General features: G+C 62.1%; 16 protein-coding genes. 7 read left to right on the forward strand and 9 right to left on the reverse strand.

The genetic code is table 11. The annotated features are described in order from the left end of the window. Window positions 1–1,151, reverse strand: a 1,151-nt coding sequence (locus QZ653_RS02450; RefSeq protein WP_296417380.1) for a phosphoglycerate kinase, incomplete at its 3' end; no start/stop codon positions are given. Between the two features lie 132 nt (window positions 1,152–1,283). Here QZ653_RS02450 and QZ653_RS02455 point away from each other — a divergent pair. After that, window positions 1,284–1,790: a peptidylprolyl isomerase gene (locus QZ653_RS02455; RefSeq protein ID WP_296417381.1), complete on the forward strand. Its 507-nt coding sequence runs from the start codon at window positions 1,284–1,286 to the stop codon at window positions 1,788–1,790. After that, window positions 1,783–2,343 (forward strand): peptidylprolyl isomerase, encoded by a 561-nt coding sequence (locus tag QZ653_RS02460; protein WP_296417382.1) that lies wholly within the window; start codon window positions 1,783–1,785, stop codon window positions 2,341–2,343. Before QZ653_RS02455 ends, QZ653_RS02460 begins: the two co-directional genes overlap by 8 nt. A 100-nt stretch (window positions 2,344–2,443) precedes the next feature. On the opposite strand, the gene QZ653_RS02465 is transcribed toward QZ653_RS02460, so the two are convergent. The 5 genes from QZ653_RS02465 to QZ653_RS02485 form a co-directional block, all read right to left on the reverse strand. Continuing rightward, entirely contained in the window at window positions 2,444–3,820 is a 1,377-nt protein-coding gene (locus QZ653_RS02465; protein ID WP_296417383.1) for a protein adenylyltransferase SelO, read from the reverse strand. A 66-nt stretch (window positions 3,821–3,886) separates the two neighbouring features. Continuing rightward, window positions 3,887–4,336, reverse strand: coding sequence for a GNAT family N-acetyltransferase (locus QZ653_RS02470; protein ID WP_296417384.1), 450 nt, complete (start codon window positions 4,334–4,336; stop codon window positions 3,887–3,889). Window positions 4,337–4,377: 41 nt separating this feature from the next. Further along, the gene (locus tag QZ653_RS02475; protein ID WP_296417385.1) at window positions 4,378–5,316 is read right to left on the reverse strand and encodes a nucleoside hydrolase; all 939 of its coding nucleotides are present in this window, start codon (window positions 5,314–5,316) and stop codon (window positions 4,378–4,380) included. Between the two features lie 156 nt (window positions 5,317–5,472). Continuing rightward, window positions 5,473–5,682 carry a hypothetical protein gene (locus QZ653_RS02480; RefSeq protein ID WP_296417386.1) on the reverse strand — a complete coding sequence of 70 codons (210 nt, stop codon included), beginning with the start codon at window positions 5,680–5,682 and terminating at the stop codon, window positions 5,473–5,475. After that, complete coding sequence (locus tag QZ653_RS02485) at window positions 5,679–6,824, reverse strand: aromatic ring-hydroxylating oxygenase subunit alpha (RefSeq protein WP_296417387.1); 1,146 nt, start codon at window positions 6,822–6,824, stop codon at window positions 5,679–5,681. The genes QZ653_RS02480 and QZ653_RS02485 overlap by 4 nt, the downstream gene beginning before the upstream one ends. 403 nt (window positions 6,825–7,227) lie before the next feature. Here QZ653_RS02485 and QZ653_RS02490 point away from each other — a divergent pair, with 403 nt between their 5' ends. Continuing rightward, on the forward strand, window positions 7,228–7,476 hold the full coding sequence (locus QZ653_RS02490) for a hypothetical protein (protein WP_296417388.1): 249 nt from the start codon (window positions 7,228–7,230) through the stop codon (window positions 7,474–7,476). Between the two features lie 125 nt (window positions 7,477–7,601). Here the strand turns inward: QZ653_RS02490 and ilvN are convergent, their stop codons facing one another. Beyond that, entirely contained in the window at window positions 7,602–8,165 is a 564-nt protein-coding gene (gene ilvN / locus QZ653_RS02495; protein ID WP_296417390.1) for an acetolactate synthase small subunit, read from the reverse strand. 13 nt (window positions 8,166–8,178) lie between these two features. Continuing rightward, window positions 8,179–8,403 (reverse strand): hypothetical protein, encoded by a 225-nt coding sequence (locus tag QZ653_RS02500; RefSeq protein WP_296417391.1) that lies wholly within the window; start codon window positions 8,401–8,403, stop codon window positions 8,179–8,181. A gap of 246 nt (window positions 8,404–8,649) precedes the next feature. On the opposite strand from QZ653_RS02500, the gene QZ653_RS02505 reads away from it, so the two are divergent. Together QZ653_RS02505 and QZ653_RS02510 are read left to right on the forward strand one after the other, a co-directional pair. Further along, the gene (locus QZ653_RS02505) at window positions 8,650–9,153 is read left to right on the forward strand and encodes a hypothetical protein (protein ID WP_296417392.1); all 504 of its coding nucleotides are present in this window, start codon (window positions 8,650–8,652) and stop codon (window positions 9,151–9,153) included. A gap of 267 nt (window positions 9,154–9,420) precedes the next feature. Continuing rightward, window positions 9,421–9,684 (forward strand): hypothetical protein, encoded by a 264-nt coding sequence (locus QZ653_RS02510; protein WP_296417393.1) that lies wholly within the window; start codon window positions 9,421–9,423, stop codon window positions 9,682–9,684. A 133-nt stretch (window positions 9,685–9,817) separates the two neighbouring features. Here QZ653_RS02510 and QZ653_RS02515 read toward each other — a convergent pair whose 3' ends face one another. Continuing rightward, window positions 9,818–11,572, reverse strand: coding sequence for an acetolactate synthase 3 large subunit (locus QZ653_RS02515; protein ID WP_296417394.1), 1,755 nt, complete (start codon window positions 11,570–11,572; stop codon window positions 9,818–9,820). Between the two features lie 411 nt (window positions 11,573–11,983). Between QZ653_RS02515 and QZ653_RS02520 the strand changes: the two genes are divergently transcribed. Both QZ653_RS02520 and QZ653_RS02525 read left to right on the forward strand, forming a co-directional pair. Further along, the gene (locus tag QZ653_RS02520; RefSeq protein ID WP_296417395.1) at window positions 11,984–13,861 is read left to right on the forward strand and encodes a PhoX family protein; all 1,878 of its coding nucleotides are present in this window, start codon (window positions 11,984–11,986) and stop codon (window positions 13,859–13,861) included. 94 nt (window positions 13,862–13,955) lie between these two features. Further along, a complete protein-coding gene (locus QZ653_RS02525) occupies window positions 13,956–14,375 on the forward strand; it encodes a VOC family protein (protein WP_296417436.1) in 420 nt (139 codons plus the stop codon). Window positions 14,376–14,445: the final 70 nt, after the last annotated feature.

Here is a 14,445-nt window from a genome sequence, read left to right on the forward strand (position 1 = left end):
AGGGTTTTCCCCTCCATCCATTCCAGAAACGCGCCACCGGCGGAGGAAATGTAGGTGAAATCGTCGGCCACACCCGCTTGGTTCAGCGCGGCCACCGTGTCGCCACCGCCGGCCACGGTGATCAGGTCACCGGCTTTGGTTTTGGCCGCCGCATCCTGGGCTGCGGCGTAGGTGGCTTTGTGGAAGGGCTCAATCTCAAACGCGCCCAGTGGGCCGTTCCAGATCACGGTTTTGGCACGGGCAAAGACCTGCGCGATATGCGCCACGCTGTCGGGGCCTGCATCAAGGATCATCATGTCGGCGGGCACGTCCTCGGCCATGACGGTTTTGGCATCGGCACCGGCCTTGAACTCAGCCGCGACAACCACGTCACGGGGCAGCAGCAGTTCGCAGCCCGCCTTGGCGGCTTTGTCCGCGATGTCGCGCGCGGTGTCGGCCAGATCGTGTTCACACAGCGATTTGCCCACATCGAGGCCCTGAGCGGCGAGGAACGTATTGGCCATTCCGCCGCCGATGACGATGACATCGACCTTGTCGATCAGATTGCCAAGCAGGTCCAGCTTGGTGGAGACTTTCGCCCCGCCCACCACAGCCACCACAGGCCGTTCGGGGCTGCCAAGCGCCTTTTCCAGCGCCTGCAGTTCTTCGGCCATCAGGCGGCCTGCGCAGTTGGGCAGCAGTTCGGCCACGCCGGTGGTCGAGGCATGGGCGCGGTGGGCGGCGGAGAAGGCATCGTTGCAGAACACATCGCCGAGGGAGGCGAGGAACTGCGCCATTTTGGGATCGTTCGCCTCTTCCATAGCCGAAAAACGCGTGTTTTCGATGAGGATCACAGCGTCCGCCGGGGTGGCCTCGATCGTTTGGCGGTCGGGGCGTTCGATGAAGGTGACGGGGCGGCCCAACGTGGCCTCAAGCGTGGGCACGGTGACACGCAGGGACATGTCAGGGACGTATTCGCCCTTGGGCCGACCAAAGTGGGCCAGCATCACGGGCTTGCCCCCCTTGGCGAGGATGTCGGTGATTGTCGGTTTGATCCGTTCGATGCGGGTGGCGTCGGTGACTTTGCCATCCTCCACAGGCACGTTGATGTCCACGCGGGTGAGTACGATTTTGCCGTCCAAATCCATATCGTCGAGTGTGTTCCAGCCCATGGGTCTCTCCTTTGTTATGGCGCGTTCATCGCCAATCGGGTGCGGGGCGTCAACCGGATGGGGTTTTGGCGGGTTGGAATCCCCGTGCGCCGCGCATAGGTTCGCGCCAACGCAGATGAAAAGGAGACCGGCATGGCCGAGATCAAAGACCCCGAGAACACGATCCTGATGGAACTTAAAGACGGGACAGTGACGATTGAACTGCTGCCCGACGTGGCCCCCGCCCATGTGCAGCGTATGAAAGAACTGGTGCGCGCCGGTGCCTATGACAATGTGGCGTTCCACCGTGTGATCGACGGCTTCATGGCCCAGACCGGCGATGTGGCCAATGGCAACATGGAAAAGGATTTCAACATCGGTCGCGCGGGCACCGGCGGGTCCGATATGCCTGATCTGCCGGCAGAATTCTCCCGCATCCCCCATGCGCGCGGGTCCATTGGTGCTGCGCGGTCGGCCAACCCGAACTCGGCCAACAGCCAGTTCTTCATCAACTTCAAGGACAATGACTTTCTGAACGGCCAGTACACGGTCTACGGCCAAGTCACCTCCGGTATGGAACACGTGGACGCGATCACCCGTGGTGAGCCGCCGATGAACCCCGACCGGATGATCTCCATGAAGGTGGCAGCCGATGTTTAAGCGCGCGGTTGTTGCGGCCACGCTGTGTGCCGGAATGGCACAGGCGGGCGGGATCGAAATTACCGTCGCCGGTGAGGCCGAGGGTGTGATCACCATTGATCTGTTCGAAGATGTCGCACCGCTTCATGCGGCGCAGATCACCGCTTTGGCCGCCGAGGGTGCCTATGATGGTGTGGTGTTTCACCGCGTGATCGACGGCTTTATGGCGCAAACGGGCGATGTGGCCTTTGGTGACAGCACCGATGCGGCGTTTGATATGCGCCGTGCGGGCACCGGCGGGTCCGATCTGGGCGATATCCCGTTGGAGGCCACGACCGAGATGTCTTTTACCCGTGGCAAGGTCGGCATGGCGCGGTCGCAGAACCCCAATTCGGCCAACAGCCAGTTCTTTATCATGTTCGAAGACGGGCCGTTTCTGGATGGTCAGTATACGATCATCGGTGAGGTGACGGAGGGCATGGATGTGGTCGATGCGATCAAGCTGGGCACGGGGCCAAATGGCGCTGTGGTGGGTGAGGCCGACCGCATGGTTGAGGTCACCGTGATCGAGTGAGCTTTGCCCGATAAGGTATTGAAAAGGCCGGGCGTTGCGTCCGGCCTTTTTCGTGGGGGGACCAAAATTCGCGAATTTTGGGGCGACGGCGCGATGCGATTTAGGTGCCGCAGAAGGTTTGCAGGACTTTTTCGTTCGGGTCCGGCGGCTGCATGTAGGGTTCGTTTTTGGTGAACGGGTTTGTCACGGCGGCCAGCAGGGCGTGGAACGGCGCATAGTCGCCGGTGGTGGCGGCCTGAATGGCCTCTTCGATTTTGTGGGTGCGGGGGATGACCTGCGGGTTGTGGCGCGCCCAAAGGGCGTCGTCGGGGTCTGCGGCGCGCCATGTTTTATGCCAGTCGGGAAAGGTCGTCGCCGTCTGGTGCAAATTCGCAAAGGTGTTGGTGAAATCGGCTTTGGCCTTCGCCATGTGGTCCAGCAAATCTTGGGCAAGCACCGCCGCCTGATCCGTGGCGGGCAGGCCCAGTTTGGGCGCAAAGGCGCGGGTCCATTCGGACTGGAACAGCGCCGGAAAACGATTGATGACAGCTGTGAAGTCCTCGATCGCCTGATCCTGATCGGGCATAACCGGCACGAGGGCCGTGGCAAATTGCGCCAAATTCCAGTGGGTTATCGGGGGTTGGTTGGAGTATGCGTAGCGACCCTGATGGTCGATCGAGCTGAAGACCGTGTCGGGGTGATAGGTGTCCATAAAGGCGCAGGGGCCGTAATCAATCGTCTCACCGGCGATCTGCACATTGTCGGTGTTCATCACGCCGTGAATGAACCCGTGCGCCATCCAAAGGGCCACCAGCCGCGCCTGTCTGGCCATGACCTGTTCCAGCAGGCCCGAGGGGCCGCCCGCATCCGGGTAGTGGCGCGCGATGGTGTAGCCGGTCAGCTTTTCGAGGGCTTCTACATCGCCGCGTGCGGCGAAGAATTGGAACGTGCCCACACGGATGTGGGAGGCCGCGACGCGGGTCACAATCGCGCCGGGCAGCGGGCCTTGTTCGCGCAGAACCCGGTCGCCGGTCGTCACGGCGGCGAGTGCTTTTGTTGTCGGGATATCAAGGGCCTGCATGGCGCAGCTCATCAGGTATTCGCGCAAGACGGGGCCTACCCATGCGCGCCCGTCACCGCTGCGCGAATAGGGCGTGGGGCCGGAGCCTTTGAGTTGGATATCCACGCGGCCAAGCGGGCTGTCGAGTTCCCCCAGATGCAGCGCGCGCCCGTCGCCCAACTGGGGCGAAAAGCCGCCGAACTGGTGGCCCGCATAGACCTGCGCGAAGGGTGTGGCCGTGTCGGGCAGGGCGTTGCCGGAGAAGATCGCGGCGGCCTCTGCGTCGGTCATGGTGCCGGTCTCAAGGCCCAGATCAGCGGCCAGCGCGTGGTTGAAGACGATCAGCTGCGGGTCGCTGACGGGGGCCGCTGTCTGGCGGGTGTAGAACCGGTCCGGCAGGGTCAGGTAGGTGGTGTCGAACGGCAGGGACAGGGGCATCTGGAACCTCGGATTTGGCGGCATGGCTGGCGTATGACGACCGGTATGGCCGGGGCGGTTGGCCGTCTACAGCACGCGGGTCATCAGCGCGTAGCGATCACGTAGTTTGAAATGCGCGCGGGAGTAGAGACGCTGGGTCGCTTCGTCGCTGCGGTCAACCTCAAGGTGGAGCGCTTTGACGCCGACATCCGCCAGACTGGCGGCGACCGTGTGCAGCACCTCGGAGGCGAGGCCGCGTTTGCGCACGGCGGGGCGGATGAAGAGTTCGTCGACAAAAGCCTCCATCCCGCCCAGTTCCATGGACCAGCCGAAGGTGATGATGACGTAGCCCGTGGGCGCGCGCGCCGGACCAAAGAGCCATGCGGCCCCGTGGGGGGAGCCCGCCAGCAGCGGCGCAAGGGCGGCGGCGCGGGTGTCGTCGGTCGTGTCCAGCCCGTATTCGGCATGAAAGGCCGCAATCAGCGGCAGCAGACGCGGTGCGTCGTCGGGGGTGGCAAGGTGCATGGCGGTGGTCATGGCGTCCTTGTGCCTGCGGGGGCGGCGAAAGACCAGAGGCCCTAGCTGTAACGGGCGAGCCTGTCCGCCAGCAGCGCGTAGAAGCCTTCGGCGTCCAGATCACCCATGAACATGCAGTTGGGCGCGCGGTCGGTGACGCGCCACCAGTCGGCCACGGTCATGCCCAGCGTCAGGTCGGACTGCGTTTCGATTTCCACATTGATGTGGCGACCGGTGAACAGGTCCGGCTGGATCAGATAGGCAATGACCGTCGGATCATGCAAAGGCGCGCCTTCGGAGCCGTATTTTTCCATATCGAAGCGTTCGAAAAAGTCGGTCCAGGCGGCGGTCATGTCGCCCACCCTTGTGCCAAGCGCGCGGAAGGCGTCGATGCGGGGTTTGGTTGTCAGCGCCTTGTGGGTCATATCCAGCGGCATGGCTGTCAGGGGCAGTCCGGCGGAGAAGACGATATCGGCGGCCTCGGGGTCCACGTAGATGTTGAATTCGGCGGTTGGGGTGATGTTGCCGCCTTCGAAATAGCCGCCGCCCATCAGGACAATCTCGGCAATGGCCTGTTTGATCTCGGGGGCGCGGGTGAGGGCGGTGGCGATGTTGGTCAGCGGGCCAAGGGGACACAGGGTGATGCTGTCCGGGGCCGCCGCGCGGCAGGTGTCGATGATCCAGTCCACCGCGTGCCGGTCTTGCAGGGGCATTGTGGGATCGGCCAGTTGCGGGCCGTCAAGACCGGTTTTGCCGTGGACATGTTCGGCGGTGACCAGTTTGCGTTTCAGCGGCGCGTCGCAGCCCGCAAAGACGAGTGTGTCCGGTCTGCCCGCCAGTTCGCACACGATGCGCGCGTTTTTCTGGGTCAGGGCCAGCGGCACGTTGCCGGCCACGGCGGTGATGCCCAGCACATTCAATTCAGGCGAAGCGAGGGCCAGCAGGATCGCGATGGCGTCGTCCTGTCCGGGATCGGTGTCGATGATGATATCGCGGGGCATGGGTCTTGGTCTTTCATTACGGCGCCGGTCGCGTCATAGCGTTAACCATTGTGACCTTTCACATCAAGGGAAAGGCAGGTGACGTGAGGGAAAGGAGGGCTCTGCCCTCGCGCTGCGCGCTCACCCGGGATATTTTCGAGACAAAGATGAGGGGGATCAGACGCGGCCTTGGGATTTGAGGCGCGCATGAAGGGGGCCCGCGTCGGGGTGGGCGGTTTCCAGCGCGAAGATATAGGCGTGGGTCAGAAAGAAGCAGGCGGCGTCGGTGTCGGGGGCCTGATCCGCGGCTTGGGTGTAGAGCGCTACGAGGGCGTAGGTGTCGCCCGTGCTGTGGGCGGCCAGCAGTTGCGCGTTCAGGTCGGTCATTCTGCCGCTTGCAGTTGCCCCGCCACCCAATGGTGAAAGCAATGGGTGGGGCTGTCCATGGCGGGTGAAAAGCGACCCCCGTCAAAACCGGGCGCCGACCGACCGCGTTGCATGCCTTCGACGACGGAAATGTCTTCTTCGAAGACGGTTTTCCATTGGGCGGCGTTGGCGGTCCGCAGGGCGTCGTCGGTGTCGGGGTCCGCGTAATAGAGGTGGATGTGTTCCGCTGTGCGGTTGTGGCCCACGGGGTCAAGGATGATGGCAAAGGCGTGGTCGCGCTGCGCGCCCAGCAGGACGTTGGGATACAGGGCAATGTATTCCGCGCCTTCGTTCCAGAAATCCGGCAGGTCCGCGAAATCGGGGAAGGTCCGGCCAGCGTCATCTTGAAGCTGGCGGTAGACCAAGGTGCCCTGACCGGAATACCGGCCGTAGCTTTCGATGTTGTAGTGGTCTTCGAGACGGGAATAGCTGTTCAGGCCGGGGTGGACCCACGGCAGGTGATAGCTTTCACAGTAGTTTTCGACGGCGAGTTTCCAGTTGCAGGCCACATCGAGGGTAAAGCGGCTGTCGGCCCCGCCATGAAAAAGCGGCTGGTCGTGATCCCGCCAGCGGTGGATCAGATCGGCGTGGAGGTCTTCGAAGGGGGGCGCGTCACCGGACAGGTTGATAAAGACGATATCGCGCCAGACGTGGCTGCGGACCTCGATCAGGCCCAAGTTGTCTTTGTCGATGGCCTCATGTGTGTTGTGACCGGGTCCGCCCACATGGGGGGTGGAGACGAGGGCCCCTTTCGTCGAGTAGCACCACGAATGATAGGGGCAGCGGATCGCGCCTTCGATCTTGCGGGGTTCGTCCACGAGGATCATGCCGCGGTGGCGGCAGATGTTCTGGAACACGCGGACCACGCCGTCCTTGTCGCGCAGCAGCAGCAGGGGGATGCCGGTGAAATCCAGCGGTTTGGCGCAGCCTGCTTCGGGCACGTCGGCTGCCACGGCAAGGCCCGCCCATGTGGCGTGCAGGGTCGCGCGCGCCTCGGACTGGAAGACATCCGGGTCGGTATAATGGGCGTTGGGCAGGCCGTTTGCCGCCTCGACCGGTTTGCGGACGGCATCAAGGGCGGTGGTGTCGTGGTCTTTGGCCATGATCTGTCCTTTCGTGCAACGGGGATGGGGCCAGCCTAGGCACGGGGCAGGGGCCCTGTCCGATAGGTTGACGACACCGAAATGGCATTGCGCGACATGGCGGGACAGGGCGCGGCACGGGGGGGCGGCATGGCACATGGGGGCTGTAGCCGCGACGCGGCATTGGGCGGCAAGCGGCCCATGGGGCGCGATCAGGTGGGCCGGGTTTTGCCTGTGGCGGTCGGGAGGCGTTGCAAAGGCGGTGCGCCGCCCATGCCACACCCCGGTTTTGACCAAGGATCGCCGAAAACCGCCCGCCGGTGACGGGGCTGTCGCACGGCGGGGGCGGGGGGCCTATCACAGGGATGCAAGGCAGATAACCTTGCACAGACGACTTTGATCCATGTCCCAAAGGAGATCACGTATGAAGACCATGACAGCCGCATTCGCCGGGGTTCTGACCCTGGCCGCACTGACCGCGCAGGCGCAGGAGATCGACGCGGAAATTGATGTGAACGGTGACGGGTTCTACAGCTTTCCCGAACTGGGTGTCGCCCTGCCGGACCTGACGGCAGAGGATTTCACCGCCATGGACACCACCGGTGACGGCCTGCTGGATGCCGCCGAGGTGATGGCGGCGCAAGAGGCGGGATTGATGCCTGCGGACGAGTGACGACGACCCCTCCCTTTCAGGGCGGCTGATCGCTCCGTCGTCCTGAGGCTGCCCGATGTTCCCCAAGCAGAGGGTGGCACTGCCCCTTGGCCCCGCAAAGGCCGAGGGGTTTTTTGTGTGCGGCGTCAGATTTCGCCGCGCGACAGGGCTGCGACACCGGTGCGGGCCATTTCCTGCAGGCCGATGGGGCGCATGAGGTCGGCAAAGGCGTCGATCTTTTCCGAGGTGCCGGTGATTTCAAAGGTGAAGCTGTCCAGCGTGCTGTCGACCACATTGGCGCGGAACACATCGGCCAGACGCAGGGCCTCGACCCGGTCCTCGCCTTTGCCGGCGACCTTGAACAGGGCCAGTTCGCGTTCCACGGCGCGGCCTTCCTGGGTCAGGTCATGGACATCGCGCACCGAAACGATGCGGCCCAGTTGGGCGGTGATCTGGTTGATGGTCTGGGGGGTGCCGGTGGTCACGACGGTGATGCGGCTGAGGTGGCCGGTGTGGTCCACCTCGGCCACCGTGAGGCTTTCGATGTTGTAGCCACGGCCCGAAAACAGCCCGATGACGCGCGCCAGAACGCCCGGTTCGTTTTCGACCAGAACGGCCAGCGTGTGGCGTTCTTCGTGGTCCGAGAACGTCGGACGCAGGTTGTAGGCGGAATGGGATGACGCGCCTTTTTTGAGTTTGAGTGCAGACATGGGGGTGGCTCCTTCAGGATGGGGGGCAATCAAGGGCGGCGCGGTAGGTGTTCACGCCGGTGTCCTTGGTGATGTTGGTGACGGGGCAGCCGGTGACGCGCCGGGCGGCGATGGCTGCATAGGAGAGCAGCAGGGCCGGATCGGTAAACCCGGTTTCGAAGTTGCGCACGGTGACTCCGCCCGCGGTGTCGGTGACGGTGAAGGGCACGCCTTCAACGGTGATGGTCTGTCCGGGCATGAAGCTGGCAATCGTGCCGCCGGTGCAGGCTGTGAGAGCCCCGGTAAAGACTGGGACGGCGAGGGCGCGGGTGCATCTGACCAGCCGCTCACGAATTGTTATGGATGTATTACAAGGGGTTAGCACAACGCGGTCCCCCTGCGAAACGCGCCTGTGGAACTTAATCCGTGAGGGGCGTGTTGGGTCTGCATCGCCCTAACGGACACTCTGTCTGTCACTTCCGGGGCATATAACTTGGAGACTACCATGACTTTCACCACAAAAACACTCGCGGCCACAACGGCAACCCTGATTGCACTGTCCGCGCCCGCCTTTGCAGCTGGCCATGAATTCGACGTCAACAGCGCACGTCTGGACCTGAGCCTTGATACGGATGGCGACACCGAGATCGACAACGATGAAATCATCGACGGCAACATGGCGATTTTCGACCTTGACGGCAACGGTGCCATTGATGCGGACGAACGTGGCGTGGCCGAGCAGGCCATCATGTCCGGCGGCACAATCGCGCTGGACGATTCCGGCATGATGATGGTCGAAATGGTCGAGGTCGACACGGCCGACACCATGGAGATTGATTTTGACGTGAACGCCGCACGTCTGGACCCGACCAACGATCTGAACGACGACGGTGAGACAACCGACGACGAGATCATCCGCGCCAACGAAGCGGTCTTCGATCTGGACGGCGACGGCACGATCGACGCAAACGAGCAGGGCATCGCCGAACAGATGCTTGAAAACTCGTAAAGATATCCTGACTGCAGGTCAGATTGGGCAGCCCCGGCGGGGCTGCCTTTTTTTGTGCCTGCTGAGGGTCTGCGGTGTTCGTATGCAGGGCCGGTTTGTGCAAAGCAGCGCGGGAAAAAGCCGTAATATTCCAGCGCGCTGCGCAACCCATGCGGGTTTTCTTGCGCAGATTTGGAACCGCAGGACGGGGTCGTGTGTTGAATTGATGAAGCCCGTTGCGTCCGTTTCGCGGATGGCATCAGGCCATACAACTGAACGGAGACTACCATGACCAAGCTTATGAATTCCCTGATCGCATCCGCCGCCGTTGCCGTAATCGGCTCCGCCGCTGCCGCCAATGTTGCGTTTGAAGATTTTGACGTGAACGCGGCTGTGCTGGATCCAACAATGGATATGAACGAAGACGGTGAAGTGACCATCGACGAAATCATCGAGATGAACGAGATGGTTTTCGACATCAATGGTGACGGCACCATCGACGCCGCCGAACGTGGCGAAGCAGAACAGTGGCTGGAAAACGAACTCGGGTAACACCCTGTCGTGTTTGCAGTGAGGGCGGCCCCATAGGGGTCGCCTTTTTCATGTCTGACAGACGGGCCGCCCCCGAAAGGGCGCGCCCGTTGTGGCGTGTGAAGACCGGTGTTTTCACAAACCAGTGTCATGATCAGACGAGGACCGACCCCTTGGCGTCGATGACGCCTTGTGTTTCGGCCTCACCCAGCAGCATTTCATTGTGGGCCTTGCCCGACGGGATCATGGGGAAGCAGTTTTCATGCTTTTCCACCAGACAGTCAAAGATCACAGGGCCGGGGTGGGCGATCATTTCCATGATCGCTTCGTCCAGATCGGCCGGATCGGAGCATATGATGCCCTTGGCACCAAAGGCTTCGGCCAGTTTGACGAAATCGGGCAGGCTTTCGGACCAGCTGGAGGAATAGCGTTCCCCGTGCAGCAGTTCCTGCCACTGGCGCACCATGCCCAGACGTTCATTGTTCAGGATGAACTGTTTGACGGGCAGGTTGTATTGCACCGCTGTGCCCATTTCCTGCATGTTCATCAGCCAGGATGCCTCACCGGCGACGTTGATGACGAGGGCATCCGGATGCGCCATTTGCACACCGATGGACGCAGGAAAGCCGTAGCCCATGGTGCCAAGGCCGCCCGACGTCATCCACTGGTTGGGGTTTTCAAAACCCAGATACTGCGCGGCCCACATCTGGTGCTGGCCCACTTCGGTACAGATGTAGCGATCCTGTCGGTCCTTGGTCAAAGCCTCAAGCCGGGTGAGGGCGTGTTGGGGTTTGATCACCTTGCCCTCTTGCGTGAAAGCCAGACAGTTGACCTTTTTCCAGTCGGCGATCTGGTGCCGCCATTTGGTCACGCCTTCGGCGTTGGTTTTGCGGCCACGGGATTTCCAGACCTTGAGGATGTCTTCCAACACATGGGCCACATCGCCAATGATCGGAATGTCGGTCTGGATCACCTTGTTGATCGAACTTGGGTCGATGTCGATGTGCGCTTTCTTGGACTTGGGGCTGAACGCGTCCAGCCGGCCCGTGATCCGGTCATCAAAGCGCGCGCCGATGTTGATCATCAGATCGCAATCGTGCATCGCCATGTTCGCCTCATACAGGCCGTGCATCCCCAACATCCCGATCCAATGCTCACCCGACGCAGGGTAGGCGCCCAGACCCATCAGGGTTGAAGTGATGGGAAAGCCCGTGGCCTCCACCAGTTCGCGCAGCAGTTGCGACGCGGCAGGGCCGGAGTTGATGACGCCACCGCCGGTATAGAAAATCGGGCGTTTGGCCTTTTCCATGGCGGCGACCAGATCGGTGATGCCTTCAATGTCGCCTTTGACGGACGGCTGGTAATGCGATTTGCCGGGGTTGGGTTTGGCGTAGGTGCCGGACGCGAATTGCACATCCTTGGGAATGTCCACCAGAACAGGACCGGGGCGGCCCGATGTGGCGACGTGGAACGCCTCGTGGATGGTGCCCGACAGCTTGTCTGTCTCTTTCACCAGCCAGTTGTGTTTGGTGCACGGACGCGTGATGCCGACGGTGTCGGCCTCCTGAAACGCGTCGGACCCGATCATGAAGGTCGGCACCTGACCGGTGAACACAATGATCGGGATGCTGTCCATCAGCGCATCGGTCAGGCCGGTCACCGCATTGGTGGCCCCGGGGCCGGAGGTCACCAGCGCCACACCGGGCTTGCCGGTGGACCGCGCATAGCCTTCGGCGGCGTGAACCGCACCCTGTTCATGCCGCACCAGAATGTGCTTGATCGAGTTTTGCTGGAAAATTTCGTCATAGATCGGAAGGACCGCGCCACCGGGATAGCCAAAGACTGTGTCCACACCCTGATCAATCAGAGCCTGGACTACCATTTTTGCACCGGTCATTTGAGCTGACATTGTTCTATCCTCGATATGTCGCGTGTCATGTTGTCGTGTCGCATAAAAAAGCCCCCGAAGATTTCGGGGGCGCATGGGAACCTTATCAGGGTCAACCGTTACCGGCCCATGCGCGTTTTTCCTACAAGTACTAGGACGATGTTCATCCGAAGGCTCCTTTTGCGTGTGGGGTTTATGCCCAAGGCGATTTGGGGCGTCAACAGCACAAATTGCGAAAATGTCGTGGCGAGGCGGTTTTTTGCAACTTTGTTAAATGGGGCCGAGGGCCGGGCGCTGTGCTGCGCCGTTACAAAAGTCTCATCAGATCATAACCGATCCGAAACAGAACCGTCATCGCACCGTCATCCTCGGGGGTGATGTCGGATGGGCATAGGGCCGCACGGGGTGGCCTTTTCAATTCGAGGATCTGTCATGAAAGACATCGAACGCGCACACCTGAGCTGGGACGACTGGGACGAATTGCATGACCCGCGCCCGGAAGATACCGAATTTGACGCGGTTGTCGCGTCGGCCATGTCGCGCCGCGGGTTTCTGGGCCGTGTGCTGGCCATGGGATCGGGTGCGGCTGTCATGGGCACCGGCCTGCTGAACAGCACCTCCGCACAGGCGGCAACCACGCGGTTCGCCTTTACGCCCATTCCGATTGCCACGGATTTCACCATTCATGTGCCCGAGGGCTACAACTGGGCGCCGGTGGCCAAATGGGGGGACGCGCTGTTTTCCGACGCGCCGGACTTTGATGCGGTGACCGGTGTCACGCCTCAGGGTCAGGCCCGTGCCATCGGGGAAAACACCGACGGGATGGAGCTGTTCAACGTGGGCGGCCGTCAGGTTATCGCCGTGAACCATGAATACGCCAACACCGGCACGAACCTGCCGCGCACGGGCGGTGAGGTTACGAGCCTTGAGGATGTGACCCTGTTGCAAAACGCCCAAGGCGTGGCCGTGTTCGAGGTCGCCGAAGGCCCCGATGGCTGGCAGATTGTTGTCGACAGTGACCTGAACCGCCGGATCACCCACACGACACCGATGACCCTGACGGGCCCCGCGGCGGGTCACGACCTGCTGAAAACCGGTGCGGACCCCGAAGGCCTGACGGTGCTTGGCACGCTGAACAACTGCGGCGCGGGCAAGACGCCTTGGGGCACCTATCTGACCTGCGAAGAGAATTTCAACGGCTATTTCGGGTCAACGGATGCGCGTTTTGAACGGTCTGACGCCTTTGCGCGCTACGGGATCGGGCTTGAGGGGCGGTATGCCTACGAAAAATTCGATGCGCGGTTTGATCTGTCCCAAACTCCGAATGAGCCGAACCGCTTTGGCTACATCGTGGAAATCGACCCTGCCGATCCGACGTCGACCCCGGTGAAACACACCGCGCTGGGCCGGTTCAAACACGAAAACGCCGCCTGCGCTGTGGCCCCTGATGGCCGCGTGGTCGTCTACATGGGCGACGATGAACGCGGTGAGTTCATGTACAAATACGTCTCTGACGGGGTGTATACGCCGGGCGGTGACACGTCTGATCTGTTGGTGAACGGTCAGCTTTATGCCGCCCGCTTCAACGATGACGGTCGCGGGGAATGGATCGCGCTGACGCCCGAGGCGACGGGCATGGATGCCGCAGAAATTGCCATTCACACCCGCATCGCGGCCTCAGCCGTAGGCGCCACCACCATGGACCGCCCCGAATGGGTCGCCGTGAACCCTGTGGCGGTCGAAGGCTACTGTGCGCTGACCAACAACAAGAACCGCGCCGTAAAGGCCAATGCAGGCGGCGACGACACGCCCGTGAACGGCCCCAACCCGCGTGCGGAAAACACCTACGGCCAGATCGTGCGCTGGTATCCCGAAGGCGACAACCACGCGGCGGTCGATTTCACATGGGACCTGTATGTCATGGCAGGCAACCCGTCCGTGCATGGCGACGCCTATGCCGGGTCGGACAACGTGAACGTGGGCAATATGTTCAACAGCCCCGACGGGATGATGTTCGACAGCTCCGGCCTGTTGTGGATCCAGACGGACGGGGACGACAGCAACGAAGACGGCTTTGCCGGAATGGGCAACAACCAGATGCTGGTGGGGGATCCGGTCACCGGCCAGATTGAACGCTTCATGACCGGCCCCAACGGGTCCGAGGTCACGGGGATCACATGGTCATCCGACCGCCGCACAGCCTTTGTGGGCATCCAGCACCCGAAGGCTCCGTTCCCCGATGGGGAAGGATCGCTGGCACGCTCCACCATTGTGGCGATCAAACGCGATGATAACGCTGTGATCGGCTAAGTCATTTTCATGACGCGTGGGGCCGTATCTTGTGAAAGGCGCGGCCTTTTTCGTGCGCCTTGTCTTGCGCGCGGCGCTGGTCCCTATTGTGGACATGATTGCCTATGTGACGATCGGGGCCGATGATCTGGCCCGCGCGAAAAACTTCTACGTCGCGATTTTGCCCGCGCTGGGCTATCGCCTGTCCGAGGGGCCGGAGGGGCTGAGCTTCGCGCTGCCTGTGCCGGACGGCCAGCCCCCCACCCAGCCAGAGTTCTACGTCAAACCCACGTTCAACGGCGCGCCTGCCAGTGCAGGCAATGGCGCGATGGTGGCGTTTGAGGCACACGACCAGACACAAGTGCGCGCGCTGCACGCTGCAGGCCTCGCCGCTGGTGGCACGGATGAGGGCGCGCCGGGGTTCCGGCCCACCTACGGCGCACGGTTCTATGTCGGGTATCTGCGCGACCCCCAAGGCAACAAAATCGCGCTGTTCTCCAGCCATCCGGACGATCCTACGCGGGATGACGTCTAGCGCAGGTCCCCTGTTTCATCTGGCCCGAAAAACTCCCCCCGGAGGGCCGACTGGCCACGAACACCCCTCG

It is taken from the genome of Pseudooctadecabacter sp., assembly GCF_020627745.1.
Classification (GTDB): Bacteria; Pseudomonadota; Alphaproteobacteria; order Rhodobacterales; family Rhodobacteraceae; genus Octadecabacter.

Bases quoted from the DNA above. Each gene is read 5' to 3' on its own strand.
- QZ653_RS02485 (WP_296417387.1), bottom strand. From the start codon at position 6,824: ATGGCCAAAGACCACGACACCACCGCCCTTGATGCCGTCCGCAAACCG.
- QZ653_RS02490 (WP_296417388.1), top strand. From the start codon at position 7,228: ATGAAGACCATGACAGCCGCATTCGCCGGGGTTCTGACCCTGGCCGCA.
- QZ653_RS02520 (WP_296417395.1), top strand. From the start codon at position 11,984: ATGAAAGACATCGAACGCGCACACCTGAGCTGGGACGACTGGGACGAA.
- QZ653_RS02460 (WP_296417382.1), top strand. From the start codon at position 1,783: ATGTTTAAGCGCGCGGTTGTTGCGGCCACGCTGTGTGCCGGAATGGCA.
- QZ653_RS02515 (WP_296417394.1), bottom strand. From the start codon at position 11,572: ATGTCAGCTCAAATGACCGGTGCAAAAATGGTAGTCCAGGCTCTGATT.
- QZ653_RS02500 (WP_296417391.1), bottom strand. From the start codon at position 8,403: ATGCCCGGACAGACCATCACCGTTGAAGGCGTGCCCTTCACCGTCACC.
- QZ653_RS02470 (WP_296417384.1), bottom strand. From the start codon at position 4,336: ATGACCACCGCCATGCACCTTGCCACCCCCGACGACGCACCGCGTCTG.
- QZ653_RS02455 (WP_296417381.1), top strand. From the start codon at position 1,284: ATGGCCGAGATCAAAGACCCCGAGAACACGATCCTGATGGAACTTAAA.
- QZ653_RS02475 (WP_296417385.1), bottom strand. From the start codon at position 5,316: ATGCCCCGCGATATCATCATCGACACCGATCCCGGACAGGACGACGCC.
- QZ653_RS02510 (WP_296417393.1), top strand. From the start codon at position 9,421: ATGACCAAGCTTATGAATTCCCTGATCGCATCCGCCGCCGTTGCCGTA.
- QZ653_RS02525 (WP_296417436.1), top strand. From the start codon at position 13,956: ATGATTGCCTATGTGACGATCGGGGCCGATGATCTGGCCCGCGCGAAA.
- QZ653_RS02505 (WP_296417392.1), top strand. From the start codon at position 8,650: ATGACTTTCACCACAAAAACACTCGCGGCCACAACGGCAACCCTGATT.
- QZ653_RS02465 (WP_296417383.1), bottom strand. From the start codon at position 3,820: ATGCCCCTGTCCCTGCCGTTCGACACCACCTACCTGACCCTGCCGGAC.
- QZ653_RS02480 (WP_296417386.1), bottom strand. From the start codon at position 5,682: ATGACCGACCTGAACGCGCAACTGCTGGCCGCCCACAGCACGGGCGAC.
- ilvN (WP_296417390.1), bottom strand. From the start codon at position 8,165: ATGTCTGCACTCAAACTCAAAAAAGGCGCGTCATCCCATTCCGCCTAC.